This window comes from Sphingomonas sp. CCH15-F11 (genome assembly GCF_001557005.1).
Taxonomy (GTDB): Bacteria; Pseudomonadota; Alphaproteobacteria; order Sphingomonadales; family Sphingomonadaceae; genus Sphingomonas.
On the sequence record NZ_LSKG01000111.1, the window covers coordinates 25,001 to 47,787 of the forward strand.

Annotated in this window: 21 protein-coding genes, 1 other RNA gene and 1 pseudogene (1 of these 23 cut by a window edge); 10 read left to right on the plus strand and 13 right to left on the minus strand. The window is 67.7% G+C overall.

The window, feature by feature from the left end:
• Positions 1–523 carry the 3' end of a lipopolysaccharide biosynthesis protein gene (locus AX709_RS10570; protein WP_231727494.1) on the plus strand. The gene continues 965 nt to the left of window position 1, outside the view, so 523 of the gene's 1,488 nt are visible here — the last part of the coding sequence; its start codon lies beyond the left edge, outside the window; its stop codon occupies positions 521–523.
• Here AX709_RS10570 and AX709_RS10575 read toward each other — a convergent pair.
• Together AX709_RS10575 and AX709_RS10580 are read right to left on the minus strand one after the other, a co-directional pair.
• Positions 448–1,449: a hypothetical protein gene (locus AX709_RS10575; protein ID WP_066549284.1), complete on the minus strand. Its 1,002-nt coding sequence runs from the start codon at positions 1,447–1,449 to the stop codon at positions 448–450. The genes AX709_RS10570 and AX709_RS10575 overlap by 76 nt on opposite strands.
• Positions 1,450–1,492: 43 nt before the next feature.
• Positions 1,493–1,921, minus strand: coding sequence for a CBS domain-containing protein (locus AX709_RS10580; RefSeq protein ID WP_066478993.1), 429 nt, complete (start codon positions 1,919–1,921; stop codon positions 1,493–1,495).
• 52 nt (positions 1,922–1,973) lie between these two features.
• On the opposite strand from AX709_RS10580, the gene AX709_RS10585 reads away from it, so the two are divergent.
• Complete coding sequence (locus AX709_RS10585; protein ID WP_443025972.1) at positions 1,974–2,297, plus strand: hypothetical protein; 324 nt, start codon at positions 1,974–1,976, stop codon at positions 2,295–2,297.
• A 64-nt stretch (positions 2,298–2,361) separates the two neighbouring features.
• On the opposite strand, the gene AX709_RS10590 is transcribed toward AX709_RS10585, so the two are convergent.
• The 8 genes and pseudogenes from AX709_RS10590 to ku all read right to left on the minus strand — a co-directional run bounded on the left by AX709_RS10590 (position 2,362) and on the right by ku (position 12,472).
• The gene (locus tag AX709_RS10590; protein WP_066549285.1) at positions 2,362–2,907 is read right to left on the minus strand and encodes a flavodoxin family protein; all 546 of its coding nucleotides are present in this window, start codon (positions 2,905–2,907) and stop codon (positions 2,362–2,364) included.
• A gap of 112 nt (positions 2,908–3,019) precedes the next feature.
• The gene (gene treF / locus AX709_RS10595) at positions 3,020–4,591 is read right to left on the minus strand and encodes an alpha,alpha-trehalase TreF (RefSeq protein ID WP_066549286.1); all 1,572 of its coding nucleotides are present in this window, start codon (positions 4,589–4,591) and stop codon (positions 3,020–3,022) included.
• A 22-nt stretch (positions 4,592–4,613) separates the two neighbouring features.
• Positions 4,614–7,250 carry a TonB-dependent siderophore receptor gene (locus AX709_RS10600; protein ID WP_082731746.1) on the minus strand — a complete coding sequence of 879 codons (2,637 nt, stop codon included), beginning with the start codon at positions 7,248–7,250 and terminating at the stop codon, positions 4,614–4,616.
• Positions 7,251–7,402: 152 nt separating this feature from the next.
• Positions 7,403–8,302 carry a FecR family protein gene (locus AX709_RS10605; RefSeq protein ID WP_066549287.1) on the minus strand — a complete coding sequence of 300 codons (900 nt, stop codon included), beginning with the start codon at positions 8,300–8,302 and terminating at the stop codon, positions 7,403–7,405.
• A gap of 6 nt (positions 8,303–8,308) precedes the next feature.
• Positions 8,309–8,557, minus strand: a pseudogene (locus tag AX709_RS19570) (DUF4880 domain-containing protein); the annotation flags it as partial.
• Entirely contained in the window at positions 8,442–9,008 is a 567-nt protein-coding gene (locus AX709_RS10610; RefSeq protein WP_231727495.1) for an RNA polymerase sigma factor, read from the minus strand. The pseudogene AX709_RS19570 and the gene AX709_RS10610, both read right to left, overlap by 116 nt.
• A gap of 54 nt (positions 9,009–9,062) precedes the next feature.
• On the minus strand, positions 9,063–11,582 hold the full coding sequence (gene ligD / locus AX709_RS10615) for a DNA ligase D (protein WP_066549288.1): 2,520 nt from the start codon (positions 11,580–11,582) through the stop codon (positions 9,063–9,065).
• 2 nt (positions 11,583–11,584) lie between these two features.
• Positions 11,585–12,472 carry a non-homologous end joining protein Ku gene (gene ku / locus AX709_RS10620; protein ID WP_066479085.1) on the minus strand — a complete coding sequence of 296 codons (888 nt, stop codon included), beginning with the start codon at positions 12,470–12,472 and terminating at the stop codon, positions 11,585–11,587.
• A 173-nt stretch (positions 12,473–12,645) separates the two neighbouring features.
• On the opposite strand from ku, the gene AX709_RS10625 reads away from it, so the two are divergent.
• A complete protein-coding gene (locus AX709_RS10625) occupies positions 12,646–14,436 on the plus strand; it encodes an SLC13 family permease (RefSeq protein WP_066549289.1) in 1,791 nt (596 codons plus the stop codon).
• On the opposite strand, the gene AX709_RS10630 is transcribed toward AX709_RS10625, so the two are convergent.
• Positions 14,430–14,780 carry a hypothetical protein gene (locus AX709_RS10630; protein ID WP_066549290.1) on the minus strand — a complete coding sequence of 117 codons (351 nt, stop codon included), beginning with the start codon at positions 14,778–14,780 and terminating at the stop codon, positions 14,430–14,432. The two genes, AX709_RS10625 and AX709_RS10630, sit on opposite strands and share 7 nt — an antisense overlap.
• A gap of 125 nt (positions 14,781–14,905) precedes the next feature.
• Between AX709_RS10630 and truB the strand changes: the two genes are divergently transcribed.
• From truB to AX709_RS10650, 4 genes are all read left to right on the plus strand, one after another.
• Positions 14,906–15,907 (plus strand): tRNA pseudouridine(55) synthase TruB, encoded by a 1,002-nt coding sequence (truB, locus tag AX709_RS10635; protein WP_066549291.1) that lies wholly within the window; start codon positions 14,906–14,908, stop codon positions 15,905–15,907.
• Between the two features lie 15 nt (positions 15,908–15,922).
• Positions 15,923–16,192 carry a 30S ribosomal protein S15 gene (gene rpsO / locus AX709_RS10640; RefSeq protein WP_066479010.1) on the plus strand — a complete coding sequence of 90 codons (270 nt, stop codon included), beginning with the start codon at positions 15,923–15,925 and terminating at the stop codon, positions 16,190–16,192.
• Positions 16,193–16,370: 178 nt separating this feature from the next.
• A complete protein-coding gene (gene pnp / locus AX709_RS10645; protein WP_066549292.1) occupies positions 16,371–18,680 on the plus strand; it encodes a polyribonucleotide nucleotidyltransferase in 2,310 nt (769 codons plus the stop codon).
• Positions 18,681–18,913: 233 nt separating this feature from the next.
• The gene (locus AX709_RS10650) at positions 18,914–19,888 is read left to right on the plus strand and encodes a sensor histidine kinase (RefSeq protein ID WP_331709714.1); all 975 of its coding nucleotides are present in this window, start codon (positions 18,914–18,916) and stop codon (positions 19,886–19,888) included.
• A gap of 101 nt (positions 19,889–19,989) precedes the next feature.
• On the opposite strand, the gene ssrA is transcribed toward AX709_RS10650, so the two are convergent.
• Positions 19,990–20,357: a transfer-messenger RNA gene (gene ssrA / locus AX709_RS10655) on the minus strand.
• Positions 20,358–20,405: 48 nt separating this feature from the next.
• Between ssrA and AX709_RS10660 the strand changes: the two genes are divergently transcribed.
• Positions 20,406–20,837 carry an RrF2 family transcriptional regulator gene (locus AX709_RS10660; RefSeq protein ID WP_066479029.1) on the plus strand — a complete coding sequence of 144 codons (432 nt, stop codon included), beginning with the start codon at positions 20,406–20,408 and terminating at the stop codon, positions 20,835–20,837.
• A 4-nt stretch (positions 20,838–20,841) separates the two neighbouring features.
• Here the strand turns inward: AX709_RS10660 and mscL are convergent, their stop codons facing one another.
• Positions 20,842–21,288, minus strand: coding sequence for a large conductance mechanosensitive channel protein MscL (mscL, locus tag AX709_RS10665; RefSeq protein ID WP_066479033.1), 447 nt, complete (start codon positions 21,286–21,288; stop codon positions 20,842–20,844).
• 103 nt (positions 21,289–21,391) lie between these two features.
• Here mscL and AX709_RS10670 point away from each other — a divergent pair, with 103 nt between their 5' ends.
• Both AX709_RS10670 and AX709_RS10675 read left to right on the plus strand, forming a co-directional pair.
• Positions 21,392–21,991, plus strand: a complete 600-nt coding sequence (locus tag AX709_RS10670) for a LemA family protein (protein ID WP_066479087.1) — start codon at positions 21,392–21,394, stop codon at positions 21,989–21,991.
• 21 nt (positions 21,992–22,012) lie between these two features.
• A partial coding sequence (locus tag AX709_RS10675) for a TPM domain-containing protein (RefSeq protein WP_066549294.1) occupies positions 22,013–22,787 on the plus strand: 775 nt, incomplete at its 3' end.

Genomic DNA, 22,787 nt, shown 5'->3' on the forward strand with positions numbered 1-22,787 from the left:
GACCGCCGAGCCCGTCGTCGCGCTCGTGCTCGGTCCCAAATGGCTGGGCGCGGCGCCGCTCGTCCAGCTGATCGCGCTGGCCATGCCGGCGATGACGGTCCAGATGCTGCTGCAACCGGCGAGCGACGCGATCGGGCGCCCCGGCATCGCCGCGGGCAACAGCGCGATCGGCGCGGTGATCGTCCCGCTCGCTTTCCTGGTCGGCGCGCAATGGGGGGTGACGGGCATCGCCGCGTCGTGGCTGGTCGCCTATCCGTTGCTGCTGTTGATCTGTGCGCGGCGAACGTTGCCGGTGCTGGGGGTGACGGGGATGAAAGTCGTTCGTGCGGCCGCCCCCGCGGTGATCGCGGCGTGCGCGATGGCGCTGATCGTCACGCTGGCGGATTCGGCCCTCGCTGCGCCGGCCGCGTTCCGCCTGCCCCTGCTCATCGCGCTCGGCGCGGCGAGCTATGCCGGCTGGCTGGCGGTGTTCGCGCGTTCAACCGTGGTCGAGCTGATGGCGCTGGTCCGCCGCACGGGCTGATCGCGCAGCCGCGCAATCGCCGCGCGCGTCGCGTCGATATAGGCCATGCCGTTGAACCGGCACGTACCGATAAAATGGGCAAAGCGCGCATCCGTCGGCACACCCTCGTCCCAGAAATTGAAATAGCGGTCATAGGGGAGCAGCAGCGGATCGGACTGGTTGGCGACGACGAAATTGGACGTCACCTGCTCGCTGCCCCAGCGTTCCCAGCGCGCGCGCCCGATCTCGCGCTCGACCGCGACCGAGAAGGCTTCGGCGGGCGCACGCCCCTCGCCCGACCGCGCAAAGCCCGCAAAGCCGGCGCAGCCGCGCGCGTAGCGCAGCCGCGCGATGCCCGGCACGGCAATCCTGCCCAGCACCGATTCGGCCGCCTCCTGGACATGCAGGTCCGGCGCGCTCAGGTCGACCGGCGCGCGCGTCGCGGCAAAGGCGACGGCGTCCGCCAGTTCCGCCTCCGCCTCGCCGCGTAGCGTAAAGCTGCGCCCGGCGGCGACGGCGGCACGAACTTCGGGCAGGTCGCCCAACGTCACCGTGTCCGAATCGGCCTGGATCACATAGGCGTCGCGGCGCAGGTCGAGCAGCGTGAGCAGCCGTTCCCACGTGCCCCCGACCGGACACGGCCCGACGTCGACCGCGCTGATCGGAATGATCCGGGGGTCACCCAGATGATGGCGCAGCACCGCGCGATCGCTGGCGGTGAAGGTGCCGTCGTCCAGAATGACGACGCGCCCGATGCCGCCGAGCCCTTGGTGCAGCGACTTGACCGACACGAGATAGGGGTAGAGCACCGCCGTCCCAGCCATGGCGAAAAGGATGACGCCATCGTCAGCCGGCACGATCGGCGGGGTATCGAGCACCGCGCGCGCGATGCGTCGGTGCCACCATTGCTTGGCATAGAAATTGGCGTGTTCGGCGAGCGTCGGCATGGCCGGATGTCCTACGCCCGAATCTTTAAGGGAAGGTGCGCGTTCAGGCCGACTGGATATAGTCGCGCATGGCCGCCGCCTCGGCCTCGATGCGTTCGATCCGGAATTTCACCAGATCGCCGATCGACACGAAACCCACCAGCGTGCCGTCGTCCACCACCGGCAAGTGGCGGATCCGCCGCTTCGACATCAACGACAGCGCGGCCAGCACCGCGTCGCCCGACGTGACCGTGATCGGCGGCGCGGTCATCAGGTCGCGCACCGGACGATCGAGCGCGGCCGCACCCTCCTGGTTGAGCGCATAGATCACGTCGCGCTCGGAAAAGATGCCGACGACCTTGCCGTCCTTCATCACCGGCACCGCGCCGATCCGCTTGCCCGCGATCAGCGCGACGGCAGCCGCGACCCGCTCGTCGCAACCGACCGAGATCACCTCGGTCCCCTTGCCCTTCAGGATTGCCGCTATCGTCATCGCGTCCCTCCTCGCTACCGCATCATTTCGTGCGCCGGAGGTTGAGCATTCCATGATTCGCCCCCATTGGAAAGGGATGACACCACCTCGCCAAGGCCTCGACGACCCGGACTACGCCGCCCAGGCCTGGGGCCGCTATCGCCGGCTGCTCGGCTGGATGGGACTGTTCTCGGCCGCGTGCGGTGTGCTCGCCGTCTGGGTGCTGTGGCGCTGGACGGGCGCGATGCCGATCCACATGGGTATCGCCACCTTTCTGGGCGTATTCCTCACCATGCTGATCGCCGTCGCGCTGATGGGGCTGGTCTTCCTGAGCTCCGGCACCGGCCATGACGAACAGGTCGAGGACCCGCTGCGCGGTGAGGTGGACGTGGACTGAGTTACCCAGGCAGTTCCGCGAAGCTTCCGTGACGACAAGCCGGCAACGGAGCCCGCCTGCCTAATCATCGGGCGATGATCAGATTGGCGAGCTTGTCCATCTCGGCCCGGCCCGCAGGCGGAAGCGGCGCCCCGTTGGTCCACTCAATATATAAGGATTGCCGCCACACCATTCGGAAATAGCGGGCGGTCCGTTTGAACGGCACCTCGAAACCCGGAGGCATGCTTCGATCAGCCCCGGTGGCGAGAAGCCAGACGCTGCGCCCGGCGAGGGCGCGACCCGACGTGCGGTCGACCGGATCAAGAAGCAGATCGGTAAGGCGGTCGAAAAATGCCTTCAGGGGCGCGCTCATCGCGTACCAGTAAACGGGGGTGGCGAAGACGATGTCCTGGCTTTCGAGCATCATCGTGACGACGCTGCGGAAATCATCGCGGTCGTCGTGACGCGCATAATCAAAGGGTGCGACCGTCAGCGTGGACAGGTCGACATGCTGTGCCCGCGCGCCCAACTTGCCGCTCAGGTACGCGACGAGCGCCCCGGTATGCCCATCCGTCCGCGCAGAGCCGGAAATCAGTGTGATGCGCCTTGTGCGCTCGTCGCCAGCAGCCATCGGGGCATTCGAGCGCGATTGCCGAAACGCGTCAACAGGCTGCCGGCGGGGTTGGCGTGCAATCGCTAGATTTCGAACCCGCCATCGTTGATGCCCGCGCGCATCCGATCAACTATTCCCCCGCCACACCGCCTCCCTCCCCATAACGCGCAATCAGCGCGCGGGTGACTCCGTTGGTCCAGCCGAACCCGTCCTGGAGGGGATATTCGCCGCCGCCGCCGGGGCGGCGCTCCTCGACATCGTATTTCTCCAGCATCTTGCCGGTCTCGCGCCAGGCGCGTTCGACATTGCCGATCCACCGCGTCGCGATCTCGCGCGCCAGTTCGTCCTCGCCGTAACGCGCCAGACCGTCGACCGCGATCCATTGCAGCGGGGCCCAGCCATTGGGCGCATCCCATTGCTGGCCGGTACGGGTGAGCGTGGTGCGCAGTCCGCCGGGGGCCAGCAGCTTGGCGCGCACCGTCGCCGCCACCGCCGCCGCCTGCGCCTTGCTGGCGATGCCCGCAAACAGCGGATAGAGCGTGGCGGCGGACAGGACGGGCGTCACCTGCCGCGTCTCGCGATCCCAGTCGCCAAAGCGTCCTTCCGCGCCATTCCACAAATAGCGCGAGATCGCCGCCCGCCGCCGCTCAGCGTGCGTTGCAAAGTCGCGTGCGCATTCGCGATCCCCGCCGGCGCGACACCGCGTCGCGATCGCATCCTCCAGCGTCCACATCAGGCTGTTCAGGTCGACCGGCACGATGTCGGTGGTACGAATCGTCGCCAGCCGCCTGGGATCGCTCAGCCAGCGCGACGAATAGTCCCATCCGCTTTCCGCGCCCGCGCGCAGGTGACGGTACATGATCGCCGCGTCGCGGTTGCTCTCGCGCGCGGTCGCCACATCCTCGGCCCAGCTTTCGTCGCGAGGGGTCGACTTGTCGTCCCAATAGCGGTTGAGCAGCGTGCCGTCGGGCATCCGCACCACCCGCTCGCACGCGCCCTGCCGTTGCGCGCAGGCGGCACCACGCATCCAATAGGCATGCTCGGCCCGGAGCGCCGCCAGCCGCGCCTTGGCGAGCGCGGGCGAGTCGCTGTCGGACAGCCCGACCATCAGCGCGAAGAAGGGCGGCTGCGACCGGCTGAGATAATAGGTCCGCGTGCCGTTGGGGATATGCCCATAGCGATCGACCAGGCTGACGAAGTCGGCCAGCATCCCCTCGATCAGGTCGCCGCGGCCATCGACCCTCAGCCCCAGCATCGTGAAATAGCTGTCCCAGTAATAGATTTCGCGGAATCGTCCGCCCGGCACCACATAGGGCGCGGGGAGCGCCAGCGCCGAAGACCCCGCCGGCGGGTCGAGCGGTGGTCGGGTCAGCTGCGGCCACAGCCCCCTGATATGTGCGACGAGGTCGTCCGCGCGGGTCTCCGCGGGTGCATCGGGCAGGATGAAATGCCGCGCGACGAATGCCTTCAACTCGGCGCGCGTGCGGGGCCGCTCGCGGGCATACGCCTCGAGGATCGCCTGCGGCGTCGCGCGCGCGGTGGCGTCGACGAAGGTCTTGCCGTCGTCGAACACCCGCTCGCGCTGCACCGCCTCGAATAGCGGGCCGTACAGCTCCGCCGGGCTCCGGGGCGGGTCGGCCGCGGCGGTCAGCAGCAGCAGCCCCGCCGCCGTCAGGGCGCGCCATGTGTTCGTCAGAGCCATGTCGCGCCCCTTCGTCTTCCGGTCAGAACTGATAGGCGGCCGTGAAGCGGAACAACCGGCCCAGGATCGGCCGCGCCAGGATGGCACCCGACCCCTGCGATCCGATCACGCGCGGATTGCCTTCGGTCAGCCCGATCTCGTCGGTCAGATTGTCGCCATAGAGCTGGAAGGTCCAGCGATCATCGACCTTGAGCGTCACGCCTGCATCCCATTTGACGAAGTTGGGCAGCACCTGAAGGTTCTCGACGTCGGAAAACCGGTCGCCGGTGTAGCCGATCGTCGTGAAGACGGTCCCCTCCATCCGGTCGCCGATCGGCGTCTTGTAGGACGGCGTCACCCGCCATTGCCACTCGGGCTGGCGCTGCACACGATTGCCGGTGTTGTCGATCGTCCCGTTCGCGCTGAAGAAGTCGACATAGCTCGCGTCGAGATAGGTCAGCGACCCGGTGATCTGCAGCCCCTCGAACGGGCGCAGCGCACCTTCCAGCTCGACGCCGTTGGTTTCCGCGCCGCCGATCTGGGTCAGCGGCGGCTGGCCGACGATGATCTGGGTCGACGCCAGCCCCTCGAACTCGTTGCGGAACAGCGTGACATAGAGGTTGAGCAGGTCGGTCGACGCCTTGAGCCCGATTTCATAGCTGTCGACGCGCTGGGTGATGTCCAGCCCGTCGCGCAGATTGTCGAACTGCGGAAAGGTGTGCCCGCGGCTGTAGCGGGCGAACGCGCCGAACTGGCGGCTGAACTCGTAATTGGCACCCAACGTCCACGACCATTCGTCGCCTTCGTAGTCGATCGTGTTGAACGTGCCGTTGAGCACGGCGATGTTGCGGTCGAACAGCGTGTTCGGGTTGCCGTCGACATCGGCGATGGTCGAATTGTTCTCGACCCGCCCATCGACCGTGTGATTCTGATAACGGATGCCGGCATCGATGCGCAGCTGATCGGTCACCTGCAACTCGTCGACCAGGTAGAAGGCGATGTCCTCGCCCTCATAGCTGGCGTTGACATTGAAGAACGAGCCGCCGGCAAAGCCGTTGCGCGTCGCCTGCTGCAGCACGCCGCCATTGTTGATGACGAGGTCCAGCCGCCGCGCATTCGGCTCGGCCGTCAGCAGCTGGGCGTTGCCCAGATTCCACAGATCGTCCGATTCGTAACGCGTGTAGTAGAACCCGCCGGTCAGCGTGTTGCCGCCCGACTTGAACTCGAGTGCCAGGTCGTTGACGAACGCGTCGATGTCCTTGCGCACCGTCCAGAACCCGATCGGGATGACCAGCTGGTCGGCACCCACGCCTGCGCGATTGCCATCGGCGAAGTTCAGGCTGGCCACCGTTCCGCCCAGCCCGGCGGCATAGGCGGCGGCGGTCTGGGGCGTCGCCCCGCCGGGCACGAAACCGGTCGTGTCGGCACTGCCGGTCAGATAGCTCGCGCGATCGCGCACGGTCAGGCCGTTGGCGAGCTCGTAATCGAAATTGATCCCGACATTGCCGATCCGCGCGCCGCGTCCGTCGGCCAGGTCGGCCGGCGTGCCGTCGGGCAGGATCGCGCGGCGGGTCTGCGGGCTGGCAAAGGTGCCGGTGCCCGCATCAAAGCCCGGAAAGCTGCGGATATTGTTGCCGTCCTGGATCACCGGGATCGGCAGCAGCCACTGGCCGCGATCGTCCAGGTAGCGGCCGAATACGAGCAGCGACCCGCGGTCGAACTCGTGCGACAGGTTGGCGGTGATCTGCCCGCCCTTTTCCGCCGTGAACTCGGCATCGCGAATGCCGTCGGACTGGGCGTAATAGCCGCCGATCATGAACCCGGTATTCGGCCCGATCGGACCCGAAACCACCGCGTCGATCCGTCCTTCACCGAAATCGGTCACGCCCAGCTTGACCAGACCCTCGACCTCGGAGCCCGCCTGTTTCTGGACGAAGTTTACCGTCAGGCCCGGCTGCCCGGCGGAAAACAGCGCACCGGTGCCGCCGCGCACGGCTTCGACGCGCTGCAACGTCTCGTCGATGCGGATCAGCTGGCTGTTTTCCAGGAACGACAGCGTGGACGGCGGAAAGAACGGCACCCCCTGGGTCTGCAGCGTCACGAACTGGGCGTCGCCGCCCGAGGGATAGCCGCGCACGAAGATGTTGGCACCGTTCTGACCGCCCGAGCTTTCGGCCGACACGCCGGGAATCGCGCGGAACAGGTCGGCGGTGGACGCGGGCGAAATCTGGTCGATCGCATCGTTGCTCAGCGTCGTTACCGCAAACGCCGCATCCTGGCGCCGCGTGCCCGCCCCGGCGGTGCCGATGACGACGATATCCTCGGCCGGCGCGTCATCTTCGGCCTGCGCCGGATCGCTGCCGGCGGCGGCGACATCCTGCGGCGTCGCCAGTGCCGCCGTCGCGTCGTCGCGCACGATCAGAAATGCGCCGCCGGGTGCCACGCGATGACGCAGCCCGGTGCCCTTGAGCAACCGGTCGAGCGCCTGTTCGGCGGTATAGTTCCCGCGCAGCGCACGCGCCCGCTTGCCCGCAACGATCTCGGGCGCGAACAGGATCTGCTGGTTGCTTTGGCGCGCGAACTCGGTCAGCGCATCGCCCAGGCTGTCGGCGCGGATCGACAGCTGAAGCGGCGGCGGGGCGGCATGGGCGGCTGCGACCGGCACGACGGGGACGAGCATGGCACCGGCAAGAAGGCGCAGGGCAAGGCGGCTTAAGCGATGTGACTGACGCATCTGGGTCCTCTCTGATGGCGGCCCGTCTGTGCAGGGCTCACTAGGACAAGACGCAATCGGGCGCGAAAGCCGAACCGGACGGGGGAAAATTTAGTCGTTCAGCGGCGCGTCAGCCAGATCGCGTCGTCGCGCGACCGCGCCTCCACGCCGAAACCAGCTTCCAGCGCCCCAATGAACGCGCGCGTGTCCTCGGCCCTGAACGCGCCGCTGATCCGCACCGTTGCCGTCGCGTCGTCGACGATGCGCAACGGGCGCGCGGCATAGCGGTTGAACTCGGCCACCGCCTCGCCGAGCGGCTGGTCGCGGAAGACCAGCAGCCCGCTGCGCCAGCTTTCTATCGGTGCCGGATCGGCGATGCGGCTGACGTCGACGCGGTCGGGGGTGGCGACCAGCAGCTGGCTCGGCGCAAGTGCAACGCTTGGCGCGACGTTGCGATTGTGCGCATTACCCGGCTGATCGACGCGCACCCTGCCCTCGATCAGCATGACTTCCAGCCTGCCGCGATCGATCCGCACGTCGAACGCGGTGCCCAGCGCGGTAATCTCGCGTCCGGCGGCAGCGACGACGAAGGGGCGCGCCGGGTTCTTGGCGACGTCAAACCAGGCCTGGCCACGCACCAATTCGACGCGCCGCACCCCGGAAGTATAAGCGACGCGCAACGCGCTCCGCGTGTTCAGCATCACCCGCGTCCCGTCGCCGAGCGTCAGGTTGGCGCGCTGGCCCACGCCTGTCGAATAGGCGTGGCCGGCGGCTGCGGCGACGCTGCGACCTTTGCGATCCGGCTGCATCCCGCCCGGGGCTTCGAATCTGCCCCCCGCCCAGCTGGCCAGGCCGATTGCAATGACCAGCGAAGCGGCGATCGGCACGATTGGCCGCCAGCGGTGCCGGGCGCCCGGCGACACCTCGCGCGCGCGTCCGACCCGCGCCAGCGTCTCGTCGCGCAGCGCGCGCAGCGCGGGCGTCGCGGCATAGTCGCGCGCCCACTGCTCGGCGCGCACCGCACGGTCATAGGCGTTGGCATTCGCCGGCGACTCCGCCCGCCAGCGATTGAAACGGGCGACCAGCGCCGGTCGCGCCGCGTCGCCCAGCCGCGCCCGCCAGCGCGCTGCCGCCAGTTCGATGTCGGGGGGCGCAGGATCAGTGATGGCGCCAGTCCTCGAGCTGCGCCTGAAGGTGGCGCAGCGCGCGTGCGTAGTGCTTTTCCGCCGCGCGCTTCGAAATGCCCAACGCCGACGCCACGTCCGCCATGCGATATTCCTCGAACAACCTGAGGACGAAGACGTCGCGGGTACGCTGCGGCAATTCGCGCAGCGCCGCCTGGACGCGCATCAATCCTTCCCGTCCCACCAAGACGCGCAGCGGCGAAAAATCCGCACTTTCCAGTTCGATTCCGTCGATTTCGACATGGCGCGACACCTCGCGCACCGCCGCGCGCCGCGCCCGGTCGCGCAGTACATTGGCGGCGATCACGAACAGGAAACGGTCGGGCGCGTCGATCGCGCGCAGGTCGGGCATCCGCGCAAGGCGCAGGAAAACGTCCTGGACGAGGTCGGCGATGTCGGCCTCCGCCTCCACCCGGCGACGGAAATAGCGGGCGAGCGGTGCCGAAAAGCGCGCGACGAGCGCGTCGAGCTCGGCCGGCCCCGCCGACGCCGGCACGTGCACGCCGGCGGGCGGCGAATTGATCTTGCGTCCATCGCTCACCCCGCCTTGTGACCATATCGGCCGGCGGGGCGCAAGCGGGCCGCACAGACGGCGCTACAGGTCGGGCAGCTGCTGGGCGGCGTGGCCCCAGCCCCTGAGCGAAGGTGCCGCCGCGCGCTCGACCAGTTGCGCGGCATCGGCGATCGACCATCGCGCGGGCGATGCGATCGCGTCCAGCTCGCCCCAGTCGACCGGCACCGCGACGGGCGCGCCCGGTCGCGCCCGCGCCGAATAGGGCAGCACCGCGGTCGCCCCGCGCTGATTGCGCAGCCAGTCGATGAAGATGCGCCCGCGCCGCTTGGCCTTGCGCATCGTCGCGACGAAGCGGTCGGGTTCGGCCAGCGCCATCGCCTCCGCGAAACGTCGCGCAAAGTCTTTGTGCGCGACCCAGTCATGCCCCGGGGTCAGCGGCACGACGACATGCACCCCCTTGCCGCCCGATAGCATCGCGAAGCTCTGGAGACCGAGGTCGTCCAGCCGGTGACGCAGGTCGGCGGCGGCGCGCTTCACGTCGGCAAAATCGAGTTCCTCGTCGGGATCGAGGTCGAGCACCAGGCGGTCTGGCGCCTCGACATCGTCGACGCGCGATCCCCAGCCGTGAAACTCGATCGTCCCCATCTGCACGCACTGCAGGATGCCGGCCGCATCCTCGACATACAGATAGTCCTCGTTCCCGCCGTCCTTCTCGCGGATCGCGACATGATGGACCGCGTCGCCCATGCCGCCGCCGTCATGCTTCTGGAAAAAGCACTGCTTGGCGCGACCCTGTGGACAGCGGAGGAGACTGATCGGCCGCCGCGCAAGATGCGCAAGCATCAGCGGGGCGAGCGCGGCGTAATAGTCGGCGAGCTCACCCTTGGTCTGACCGCTTTCGGGAAAGATCACCCGGTCGCGACTGGAAATGCGGACGCCCGCGGCCGGTGCCGGTGCCGCGCGCGCGCGTTCCGGGCCGACCTCTGTGGCCGGGCGGTCGCCGCGCAGACCGACGAAGCTGGCATGGCGCACCCGCCCCTCGCCGGTGAATTCGGCAAACGCCACCTCCGCGACCAGCTCGGGCGTGACCCATTGCGCGCCGCGCTGCTCGGCGGCCGCCACGTCCAGCGGCGCGGTCTTGCGCGCCAGACGTTTGAGCCTGCGGGCGAGATCGGCCTGCGCATCGACATCGAACCCGGTCCCCACCTTGCCCTTGTAGACCAGCGCATCGCCCTCCCGCTGGGCGAGCAGCAGCGACGCGAACGGCCGCCCCTTGGCGCGTGAGGGCGACCAGCCGACGATCACGAATTCCTGGCGGCGGGTGCATTTGACCTTCACCCAGTTCATCGTGCGGGCCGACCGGTACGGCGCGTCGATCCGCTTGGCGATGATCCCTTCCTGCCCGGCTGCGCACATCGCGTCGAACAGCCGCTCGCCCGCGCCGATGACATGGTCGGCGACATGGACGGGCGGTGCGGCGTCGCCGAGCAGCGCGGCGAGCCGCTCCTTGCGCGCGATGGTGGGCAGTGCGGTCAGATCCGCACCGTCCAGCGCCAGCAGGTCGAAGGCATGCAGGTCGAGGTGCTGGCGCGCACCTTGTCCGCCGTGACCCCGCTTGAGCATCGCCTGCAACGCCGAAAAGCTTGGGTTGCCGTCAGGCCCCGGCGCGGTGATCTCGCCGTCGATCAGACAGGGCGGCAGGTCGAGTGCGGCAATCACGGCGACGAGCGGCGCGAACTTGTCGGTCCAGTCCAGGCCGTTCCGGGTATAGATGCGTACGGCCGACCCGGCGGCAGCCACCAGCGCGCGATAGCCGTCGAACTTGATTTCGTGCAGCCAGTCATTGCCGGTCGGGACCGCGTCGACCAGCGTCGCGAGCTGGGGCTTGCGGAACGCGGGCGGACGCGCCGGGCGGCGCGCGCGCGGGCTCGCCCTCGCCGCACGCGCATTGTGCCGCGCGGCCTTGGTCATCTCCGCAGCGAAGGCTTCGCCCGACTTGCCGGCGAGCGCGTGCTCGCCACCCGTATCGGCGGCAATTTCCGCCATCGAGCGCCCGGTCAGGACACTGGTCAGGCACCGGTCGATCAGGTCGCCGCGCGCGCCCGCATGGTCATCGCCAATCTTGCGGAGCAGCCAGTTCTCGCGCTTCTCGCCGGGCTTGCCGCGCATCCGGACCAGCAGCCACTCGCCCTTCATCCGCTCGCCGTCGAGGCGGAAGTGCAGATGACCCTTGTCGAGGTCGTCCGCCGTCTTGCCCTCTACAGGCGCCCAGCTCCCCCGGTCCCACAGCATCACCGTCCCGCCGCCATATTCGCGTCTGGGGATGACCCCCTCGAACTCGGCATAGCTGAGCGGATGATCCTCGGTCCGCACCGCAAGCCGCTTGTCGGCGGGATCGAGCGAGGGCCCTGCCGTCACCGCCCAGCTTTTGAGGACGCCGTCCTTCTCCAGCCGCAGGTCCCAGTGCAGCCGGGTCGCATCATGCTTCTGGACGATGAAACGGTTGCCGCCCGGCTTGCCGATCTTGCCGGCAGGCTCGGCGGTCGCCTTGAAATCACGCCGCCGACGATATTCGGCCAGCGGATCGGTCCTCCCCGGCATGTTCAGGCGCGCTTGCGCGCCGCGGCTTTGGCGGCGGGCTTCTTGGCGGCGGATTTCTTCGCGGAGGGCTTGGCCCCGGAGGCGCGCGCGGCCGGCTTGCCCCCGTCCACCGACGCCTTGAGCGCGGCCATCAGGTCGATGACGTTCGACTTGCCCGCGGGCGCGGCGGGCTCATCGACATCCTCCAGCACCCTCTTGCCCTTGGCCTTGGCCTTCTTGTCGATCAGCCGGTGAAGCGCGTCGACATAACGGTTGTGATAGTCGGCGGCGTCGAACGTCCCGCTCTTCTTCTCGATCAGCGAGGTCGCTAGGTCGAGCAGGTCGGGGTCGGGCTTCGCGTTGCCGATGTCCGCGAAAAAGCCCGTCGCGCGATTGACCTCGTCGGCGTAGCGCAGCGTCTCGAGGATCATGCCGCGACCGCACGGTTTCAGGCTGACCAGATATTCCTGCCCACGCACCGCCAGCTGCCCCACCCCGACCTTGCGCGTCGCGCGCAACGCGTCGCGCAGCACGACATAGGCTTCCTCCGCCAGGTCGTCGGCGGGGACGACATAATAGGGCTTCTCGTAATAAAGGACGTCGATCGCATCGGCATCGACGAACTGGACGAGCTCGAGGGTGCGTTTGGAGTCGAGCTTCACCGCCTCGATCTCGGCATCGTCGAGCAGCACATAGCTGCCACGCGACACCTCGTAGCCCTTGATGATCTCGTCCCGATCGATCGGGCCGACGCCCGGCACCACCTTCTCGTATTTGACCGGCTTGCCCGACGGCTCGTGGATCTGGCGAAAGCTGACCGACGCGCCCGAACGGGTCGCCGCATAGATTTCGACCGGGATCGAAACCAGCGCCAACCGGATCTGTCCCCGCCAATAGGCTCGTGCCGCCATCACCTGCTCCAAATGACCTTGCTGGGAAAGCGCGGCGGGGCGGGGATTGTTCCGGCCCGGCACCCGATCTTCGGCCCGGACGTGACGGACGCACCCGCCCGGCGGATTGGCGCGTTGAGTGGCGCTCGGCTAGACAGGATCGCGATGCCCCTCTTTGCTGCCCTTTGCGCCGGATGATCCCGGCACCCCCGCCGCACGCGATCGGCGCGATCCTGCTGACTGCGGCGATGTTCTACGGCTTCATCTCGGGCCGGGTGCGGGTGGAGATCATCTCGCTGCTCACGATCAGCGCGATCGCGCTGGGGCTCTATCTGTTGCCGCTCCCGGGACAGGTTCCGACCGACGGACTGAAACTCGCTTTCGAGGGCTTCGGGCATTACGCGCTCGTCACCATCTGTGCGCTGATGGTGCTCGGGCGCGGCCTGGTCACGACGGGTGCGCTGGAACCGGTGTCGCGCCTGCTGACGCGGGTGTGGCAGTTCAATCACCGGATCGGCCTGCTGGTCACGCTGGCGCTCGCATTCGGCATGAGCATGGTGGTGAACGACACCCCGGTGCTCGTGCTGCTGTTGCCGATCATGGCGTCGATCGCGGCCAATGGCGGCATGCCGGCGTCGAAAACGCTGATCCCGGTCAACAGCGCCGTCCTGATCGGCGGCATGTCGACGACGATCGGCACGTCGACCAATCTGCTCGTGGTGTCGATCGCGGGCGATCTCGGCCTGCCGCGCATGACCGTGTTTCACTTCACCCCGATCGTGATGATGGCTGCGGTCGTCGCGCTGCCGTTTGTCTGGCTGGTGATGCCGCGCCTGCTGCCCGATCACTCGACCGCCGCCGGGCACGAGCCGCGTGCGTTCACCGCGACCCTCCGGCTGGGCGATCCGTCGGCCTCGCGCGAACGCACGCGCGAGGCGCTGGCCGAGCGGCTTCCCGCCGGGCTGGAGATTCTGAGCCTGCCCGATGCCGACGGGCGGATGCGGGTGCGCGGATCGCATGCAATGCTCGAGGAGGCGATGCGCGTGCTGGGCGCGACCGCCGCACCGGCCTGGCTGATGGAGCGGCTGAAACGCGGTTATGCCAGCAGCGGTGAGGACCTGACCGTCGCCGAACTGTCGATCAGCCGCGATTCGGCGCTGGTCGGCAAGAGCGTGGTGTCGGCCAACGTCGCCGAGCTCTATAATCTTGCGATCCTCGGCGTGCACCGTGCACGCCGGCCGTGGCAGGGCCGCTGGGACACCAGCGATGCCGGCGACAGCGCCTTTGCAGAGGGCGACATCCTGCTCGTCGCGGGCGCGCTGCCCAACATCCAGCTGATGTCGGCCGGCGAAAACGCGTTGATGCTCGACGGCGCCAAGGAGCTGCCGCGCACGGCAAAGGCGCCGCTGGCGCTCGCCATCATGGCGGCAGCGGTCGTTCCCGCCAGCATCGGCCTGATCCCGATCGCAATTTCGGCGCTGGGCGGCGCGATCGCGATGCTGGTCACCGGCTGCGTGCGCTTCGACCGCATCGGCCGCGCGCTGTCGGCGAAGGTGATCGTGCTGGTCGCCGCCAGCATCGCGATCGGCCGGATCATCCTGGAAAGCGGGGCGGCCGCGTGGCTGAGCCAGCTGATCGCCCTCGGGCTCCAGTTCCTGCCCGCGGCCGGCGTGCTCGCGGCGGTGATGCTGTTCGTGACGCTGCTGACCAACTTCGCGTCGAACACGACCGCGGCTGCGGTCGGAACCCCGATCGCGTTCAGCCTGGGCGAGCAGCTCGGCATTCCGGTCGAGCCGCTGGTGCTGGCGGTGCTGTTCGGCTGCAACCTGTGCTATGCGACCCCGGTCGCCTATCAGACCAACATGCTCATCATGTCGGCGGGCGACTACACCTTTTCCGACTATACCCGCACCGGGCTGCCGCTGGTCGCGATCATGATCGTGACGCTGTCTGCGCTGCTCGTCCTCCGCTACGGGCTCTACTGACCGCGCGACCGGGCACGGCGGGCGTTGACAAGCCCGAGCAGCGCCTGCGCCCGGACCGACAGCTCCGCCCGCTCGGCCTCGGACAATCCGTTGGCGAGATATCGGTCCTCCAGCCCGGCCACCGCCCGCGCCTCGCGACGCAGGCCGCGCGCCTCGCGCCGGTCGAGCTGGCCGGCGCGGCGGCCGTCACGAATGTCGCTGCGCGCCTCGGCCAGCAGCGGCCGCACGCTCGGGACCAACGGGAAGGGTTCGCGATCCCCGTCGGCGCCGCCGCCGTCCCAGATTTGCGCGCTAGCGGGCGTCGCCGCCAACATCCCGATCGCCAGCATCATCACGGCACGCATTGCCCGCTCCCCTGCCCGTCCTGTGTTTCCGGAGAATGGCTGGCTGTGCCTGTATCGCCGATGAACCGGGCATCGGCGCGGCACAGCGGCTTTCGCGGCGGCGCGACACGGCCTAGGGGGGCGCGATGCACGGCTGGATCATCCTCGACAAACCGCTCGGCCTTGGCTCGACACAGGGCGTCAGCGCGGTCAAGCGCGCGCTGCGCACCGCGGGTCTGGGCAAGGCGAAGGTCGGGCATGGCGGAACGCTCGACCCGCTGGCGACCGGCGTGCTGCCGATCGCGATCGGCGAAGCCACCAAGCTCGCCGGGCGGATGCTCGACAGCGACAAGGTCTATGATTTTACGATCCGCTTCGGGGCGGAAACCGACACCCTCGACCTGGAGGGCAAGGTCGTGTCGGAGAGCCCAGGCCGCCCGACATCGGCAGAGATTTTGGCGGTGCTGCCCGACTTCACCGGCCCGATCGACCAGGTGCCGCCCGCCTACTCCGCGCTGAAGGTCGACGGCGAACGCGCCTACAACCTCGCCCGCGCCGGCGAGACGGTCACGCTCGCGACGCGCCGCATCACGGTGCACGCGCTACGAATCCTCCCCGAGCTTGCTCGGGGAGGGGGGCCGCGCCCGCAGGGCGTGGTGGAGGGGCAGAGACCAAATGATCCGCCTGCGGCTGCCCCCCTCCACCAGCCTGCGGCTGGTCCCCCTCCCGGTGCCGGGGAGGGTCTGGAAGAAATCACCCTCACCGCCCATGTGTCGAAAGGGACCTATATCCGCAGCCTGGCCCGCGACATTGCACGGGCACTCGGCACGGTGGGCCATGTCACGATGCTGCGGCGGACGCGGGCGGGGCCGTTCGGGCTGGAAGGCGCGATTTCGCTGGACAAATTGGCCGATGCTGCTAATGCCCGCGCCCTTGAAGACGTGATCCTGCCGTTGAGGGCGGGGCTGGACGACATCCCGGCTCTACCCCTCACCCCCGATCAGGCAGGGCTGCTCCGCCAGGGGCGGGTCTTGGTCGGGATCGCCGCTGACGATGGCCTCTGCTTTGCCGAGCTGGACACGGTTCCGGTCGCGCTCGTGGAGGTTTCGGACGGGATCGTCCGGGTCGTGCGCGGCTTCAACCTCTGACGTGAAAGGACGACGATGTCGATTACGCAAGAGCGCAAGGAAGCGCTGATCACCGAACATGGCCGCGAAAGCGGCGACACCGGCAGCCCTGAAGTGCAGGTCGCGATCCTGACCGAACGGATCCAGAACCTGACCGAGCATTTCAAAACGCACGCCAAGGACAATCACTCGCGCCGCGGCCTGCTGATGCTGGTCAACAAGCGTCGCGCGCTGCTCGACTATCTTCGCAAGAAGGACGAGAGCCGCTATACGGCCCTCATCGCGAAGCTCGGGCTTCGCAAGTAATTTCGAAGGGCGCCTCCGGGCGCCCTTCTGTTATTCCCGGTAACCAATCGGGAAGTTCGAAGGGGCGCAATCCGGTTGCCCCTTCACCGAGCCACGAACGGCTCCCCAAACGGGTCCGATGGGCGGACCCACTCTAGAGGCCCCCGTTGCATTGGGCAGCGGGAGTGAAGGAAACGAAATGTTCGACAAGAAAACCGTATCGATCGAGTGGGGAGGCAAGACCCTCACCCTCGAAACGGGCAAGGTTGCCCGTCAGGCCGACGGCGCCATCATGGCGACCCTCGGCGAAACCGTTGTGCTCTGCGCCGTCACGGCCGCCAAGAGTGTGAAGGACGGGCAGGATTTCTTCCCGCTCACCGTCCATTATCAGGAAAAATACTCGGCCGCCGGGCGCATTCCGGGCGGCTTCTTCAAGCGTGAGCGCGGCGCGACGGAAAAGGAGACGCTGGTCTCCCGCCTGATCGACCGGCCGATCCGCCCGCTGTTCCCCGAAGGCTTCTACAACGAGATCAACGCCATCGCTCAGGTGCTGAGCTATGACGGCGAGAACGAGCCCGACGTGCTGGCGATGGTCGCCGCGTCGGCCGCGCTCACCATCTCGGGCGTGCCCTTCATGGGCCCGATCGGCGCGGCGCGCGTCGGTTACCTGAATGGCGAGTACATCCTGAACCCGACCGACGAGCAGGTCGCGGAAGGCGAGCTCGATCTGGTCGTCGCCGCGACCTATGACGCGGTGATGATGGTCGAATCCGAAGCCAAGGAGCTGTCGGAAGAGGTCATGCTCGGCGCCGTGCTGTTCGCGCACGACGCCTGCCGCGAAGTCATCAAGGCAATCGTCAAACTGGCCGAACAGGCCGCCAAGGATCCGTGGGAAATGGCGTCGTCGGACGACAATGCCGCGATCAAGGACAAGCTGAAGAAGCTGATCGGCAAGGACATCGCCGCCGCGTACAAGCTGACCGACAAGTCGGCGCGCTCGAACGCGCTCAACGAGGCGCGTGCAAAAGCGAAGGCGCAGTTCGTCGAGGACGGCCTTGATCCGCAGGCGGTGATGGCCGGCATCAAGCTGACCAAGAAGCTGGAAGCCGAAATCGTCCGGGGTGACATCCTCAAGACCGGCAAGCGCATCGACGGTCGCACCACGACCCAGATCCGCCCGATCGTCGCGGAAACCCATTTCCTGCCGCGTGCGCATGGCTCCGCCCTGTTCACCCGCGGCGAGACCCAGACGATCGCGACCTGCACCTTGGGCACCAAGGATGCGGAGCAGATGATCGATGGCCTGGGCGGCCTGCGCTACGAACATTTCATGCTGCACTACAACTTCCCGCCCTATTCGGTCGGTGAAGTCGGCCGCTTCGGTGCGCCGGGGCGTCGTGAAGTCGGGCATGGCAAGCTCGCGTGGCGCGCGCTGCACCCGGTGCTGCCGACCAAGGAGGAGTTCCCCTACACCATCCGCCTGACCAGCGACATCACCGAGTCCAACGGCTCGTCGTCGATGGCGTCGGTGTGCGGCGGGTCGCTCGCCATGATGGACGCCGGCGTGCCGATCAAGCGCCCGGTCAGCGGCATCGCGATGGGCCTGATCCTGGAGGGCAAGGATTTCGCGATCCTGTCCGACATCCTGGGTGACGAGGACCATCTGGGCGACATGGATTTCAAGGTGGCCGGCACGTCCGAAGGCATCACCACGATGCAGATGGACATCAAGATCGCCGGGATCACCCGCGAGATCTTCGAAAAGGCGCTGGCGCAGGCCAAGGATGGCCGCGCGCACATCCTGAACGAGATGAGCAAGGCGCTCGGCGAGGTCCGCTCGGAACTCTCCGCGCACGCCCCGCGCATCGAGACGATCACGATCGACAAGTCGAAGATCCGCGACGTCATCGGCACGGGCGGCAAGGTCATTCGCGAGATCGTCGCGACGACCGGTGCGAAGGTCGACATCGACGACGAGGGCGTCATCAAGATCAGCTCGTCCGACGTCAGCCAGATCGAGGCCGCGAAGAACTGGATCCTCGGCATCGTCGAGGAGCCCGAGGTCGGCAAGGTCTATTCGGGCAAGGTCGTGAACCTCGTCGATTTCGGCGCCTTCGTGAACTTCATGGGCGGCCGTGACGGCCTGGTCCATGTGTCCGAAATCCGCAACGAACGCGTCGAGAAGGTCGCCGACGTCCTGTCCGAAGGCCAAGAGGTCAAGGTCAAGGTGCTGGAGATCGACCAGCGCGGCAAGGTCCGCTTGTCGATGCGCGTCGTCGATCAGGAAACCGGTGCCGAGCTGGAAGACACGCGCCCGGCCCGCGAACCGCGCGAGCCGCGTGAACCGCGCGGGGACCGTCCCGATCGCGGCGATCGCCGTCGCGACGGCGGCGGCGGGCGTGATCGCGGCCCGCGCCGCGATCGCGGTGACCGGCCGCGCCGCGACGAAGCGGCCAAGGACGAGGGCGGCGACGAGATCGGCCTGCCGTCGTTCATCACCGAAAGCTGATCGGAATCGCCGCACGGCGATGCCGACCGGCGCTGGATCGGGCCCGCTTCGGCGGGCCCTTTTCATTTCGGCCGCGAGGTAGATCGGTTTTGAATGATATTGCATTTACGCAATGATCGCCGTAGCTTACGTCCATCGAAACGGCCTGGATACTCCGGCTTCGGAACGAAAAGGGCCGTACGGCAATGACGCCTTCCCGCACCGACGGTCCGCGCCGTCATTGGATTGAACGCTTGCCCATCGCGCGCGACCGGCCCTGGCTGGCGCTGGCGGCGACGCTCGCGATGGCGGCGGCCGCGCTGCTGCTGCGCATCATGCTCGACCCCCTGCTGCCGGGCGGCTTTCCGTTCCTGACCTTCTTTCCGGCAGTGATCGTCACCGCGGCCTTGTTCGGGGCGCGGTTCGGCGGGCTTTCGGCGCTGCTGTGCGGAGCGGCATCCTGGTGGTTCTTCCTTGCGCCCGACAATGGCTGGACCGTCAACCGCGGTGCCGCGCTTGCCTTTCTCCTCTACGTGCTGGTCGTCGGGACCGAGCTGACGATCATCCATCTCCTGCAACGCGCCAACGCCAATCTGGCCCGCGAACGCGAGGTGAGCCGCTCGCTCGCCCAGACCAGCGAACTCCTGTTCCGCGAACTGCAGCACCGCGTGTCCAACAACCTTCAGGTCGCCGCCGGGCTGCTGATGCTTCAGAAGCGGCACATCGTCGATGCGCAGGCGCGCGCCGCGCTGGACGAGGCGACTCGCCGGCTCGCCGTCATCGGACGGATCAGCCGTCAGCTCTACAATCCGGACGGGAATGCCCGGGGGATGCGCGCTTTCCTCGAGGAGCTCTGCCGCGACGTGATCGAGGCCAGCGGCCGGCGTGACATCGTTTTGCGGGTGAATGCCGAACATGACCAGCCGCTTGCCCCCGACGCGGCGATTCCGCTGGCGCTGATCGTCGCCGAATCGGTGTCCAACGCGATCGAACACGGCTTTGCCGGGCGCGACGCCGGCATCATCGACGTCGAACTGACGCGCGACGCGGAGGGCCGCGTCTGCGTCGAGGTCCGCGATGACGGCCATGGCCTGCCCGAAACTTTCGATCTTGAGCACAGCGACAGCCTGGGCCTGCGCATCGCGCGCATGCTCGCCGGCCAGTTGAGCGGCCAGTTCGCCCTGCTCCGCGGATCGGGCACGATCGCGCGCCTGGTGCTGCCCGCCTGACCCGGCGGGCCGGGCGACATCGATCAGAAGATGTGCGTGGCCGGACGGCGCGTCGCGGCAAGGTGCCGGGGGTTCTGTTGCCCGGCCCCCCGGCGGCCGCTGGAATCCACTTCTGTTGCCCGGTGTGGCCCGACCGCGCTTTTGTCTGACTAACCTAGACCGTTAGGTCTTGGGTTAGGCCGCAATCGCGAGTGCTTCGTTATCGTTAGCACTTGTGTGATGGGCCGTTGCGGTGGTCCCATTCCGAGCGAAAACAGCGCCTTTCAACACACGTCGATCCTGGTTCGGCCCCGTCAGCTGAGCCGCTCGGCCGGCACGCTTCACGCGTACTGGCCAACCGGCTCACCTGGTGGAGCCGCCGGGTACTGCCCCCGGGTCCGCTGCGTCTATTTCACGCCGCAGTTTATCGCCATAGCCGGGCGAACCCGGCACCGTCGGATATAGGCGCTTCGGGAAAATAGGAAAGAGGCGCGCTTTCGCCTTTTCGTTGCCGCATTGCCCTGATTATAGGGAATGCATGCTTACCCAGCGTTCCCGGTATGCACTTCGTGCCATGATCTTCCTTGCGGGCCAGCCGGCGGGCGGCACCCCCGTGCCGATGAACCGGATTGCGGAGGCCGCGAACGTGCCGCGCAAATTCCTCGAGCTGATCCTGGCCGATCTGCGCGAGGCGGGGTTCCTGCACAGCTTTCGCGGCAAGGCCGGGGGCTATTGCCTGGCGCGTCCGGTCCACCTGATCTCGCTCGGCGAAATCATCCGGGTGATCGAGGGGCCACTGGCGCTGGTCCCGTGTGTCAGCCGGACGGCCTATCGCCCGTGCAAGGACTGTCGCGACGAAGCGACCTGCGCGATCCGTCATGCCATGGCGCGCGTGCGCGACGAAACCGCGCGCATCCTCGACGGCACCAGCCTCGCCGACACGCTGGCGGAGGATCTCGCCGCGGCCTGACGCCTCAGGCGCCCGGCCGCTTCTTCAGCTCGTCGCGGATTTCGCGCAGCAGCACGACGTCTGCCGGATCGGCGGCGGGGGCCGCTTCCTCGGCCTTCTGGACCGCGGCGATCGCACGGTTGACGAAGCGGATCAGCAGGAACACCAGAAAGGCGAGGATCAGGAAGTTGATCACCACGCTCACGAACGCGCCATAGCCGAACAACGGGACACCCGCTTCCTTCAGCGCGGCATAATTGGTCGGCGACCCGGTGTAGCTTGCCGGGATCGGGCCGAGCCGGACAAAAAAGCCCGAAAAGTCGAGTCCGCCGAAGACCGCCCCGATGACCGGCAGGATCAGGTCGTCGGTCAGCGATTTGGTGATCGTCGCGAATGCGCCGCCGATGATGACGCCCACCGCCAGGTCGAGCACGTTGCCGCGCGCGATGAAGGTCCGAAATTCCTGCAACATGGCTCTAGCCTCCCTGCCGGGCCGTTGATGGCCCCGATTTTCCTTCGCGCGCAAATACTGGTCCGCTAGAAGGGCGATCGACAAGGGGTCGATGGAGGGTTTGATGCGATTTCGCGCGATGACGGTCCTGTTTGCAGCGGTGCTGCTGTCCGCCTGCGGCCTGAACAGCGTGCCCACCGCCGAGGAGAACGCCAAGGCGAAGTGGGGCGAGGTGGAGAACCAGTATCAGCGCCGCGCCGACCTGATCCCCAATCTGGTCGCGACGGTGAAGGGGTTCGCCGCGCAGGAGGAACGCGTCCTCACCCAGGTGACCGAGGCACGCTCGCGCGCCACGTCGATCAACATCACCACCGACGACCTGTCCGATCCGGCGACGTTCGAGCGGTTCAATGCCGCGCAGAACCAGCTGACCCAGGCGCTGGGCCAGCTGCGCACCGTGGTGGAGAATTATCCGCAGCTCACCTCGAACCAGAATTTCCTGGCGCTGCAGTCGCAGCTGGAGGGCACCGAGAACCGCATCACCATCGCCCGGCGCGATTATAACGAGGCGGTACAGGCCTATAACACGCGCATCCGCACCTTCCCCGACGCGATCGGTGCGCGGATCTTCTACGGCGCGAAGCCGCTGACTCCGTTCAAGGCGACAACGCCGGGAGCGGAAACCGCGCCGCCGGTCGACCGCCTTTTGAACAACGCCAACTGAGCGGCAAATGGGGTCCGGTCTATGACGCTGCGCCGGCTGGCCGCCGGACTTTGGCTGATGTTGCTGGTGGCGGTGATGCCGGCGGCGGCGCAGACCTTTCCGACGCTGACCGGTCGGGTGGTCGATGCGGCCAATTTGCTTGACGCCGACCAGAAGGCCCGGCTGAGCGCGCTGTCGGCCGAAATCGAGCAAGCCTCGTCGCGCCAGTTCGTGGTCGCGACCGTGCCCAGCCTTCAGGACTATCCGATCGAGGAATATGGCTACCGCCTCGGTCGCGCGTGGAAGATTGGCCAGGGCGAGGCGAACAACGGCATCATCCTGCTGATCGCGCCCAATGAGCGCAAGGTGCGGATCGAGGTCGGCTACGGCCTGGAGCCGATCATGACCGACGCGCTGGCCAGCGTCATCATCAATCAGACGATCCTGCCGCGCTTCAAGGCCGGCGACCTGCCCGGCGGTATCCTTGCGGGCGCGGAGGCGATCGGCGAACAGATGCGCCTGCCGCTCGAAGTCGCCGAGCAACGCGCGGTGCAGCAGACCGCACGGGCACAGTCGTCGCGCAAGCGCGATGGCATTCCCGTCGCGCTAATCTTCTGGGGTGTGGTGCTGATCTTCATCGTCCTGCCGATCCTGTTCGGCGGCCCGCGCGGACGGCGCTATCGCCGCGGCGGCGCGCCGGTGGTGATCTGGGGACCCGGCTGGGGCAGCGGATCGTCCTGGGGCGGCGGGTCGTCCCCTGGCGGATCGCCATGGAGCGGGGGATCGTCCTGGGGTGGCGGCGGGGGCTTTTCGGGCG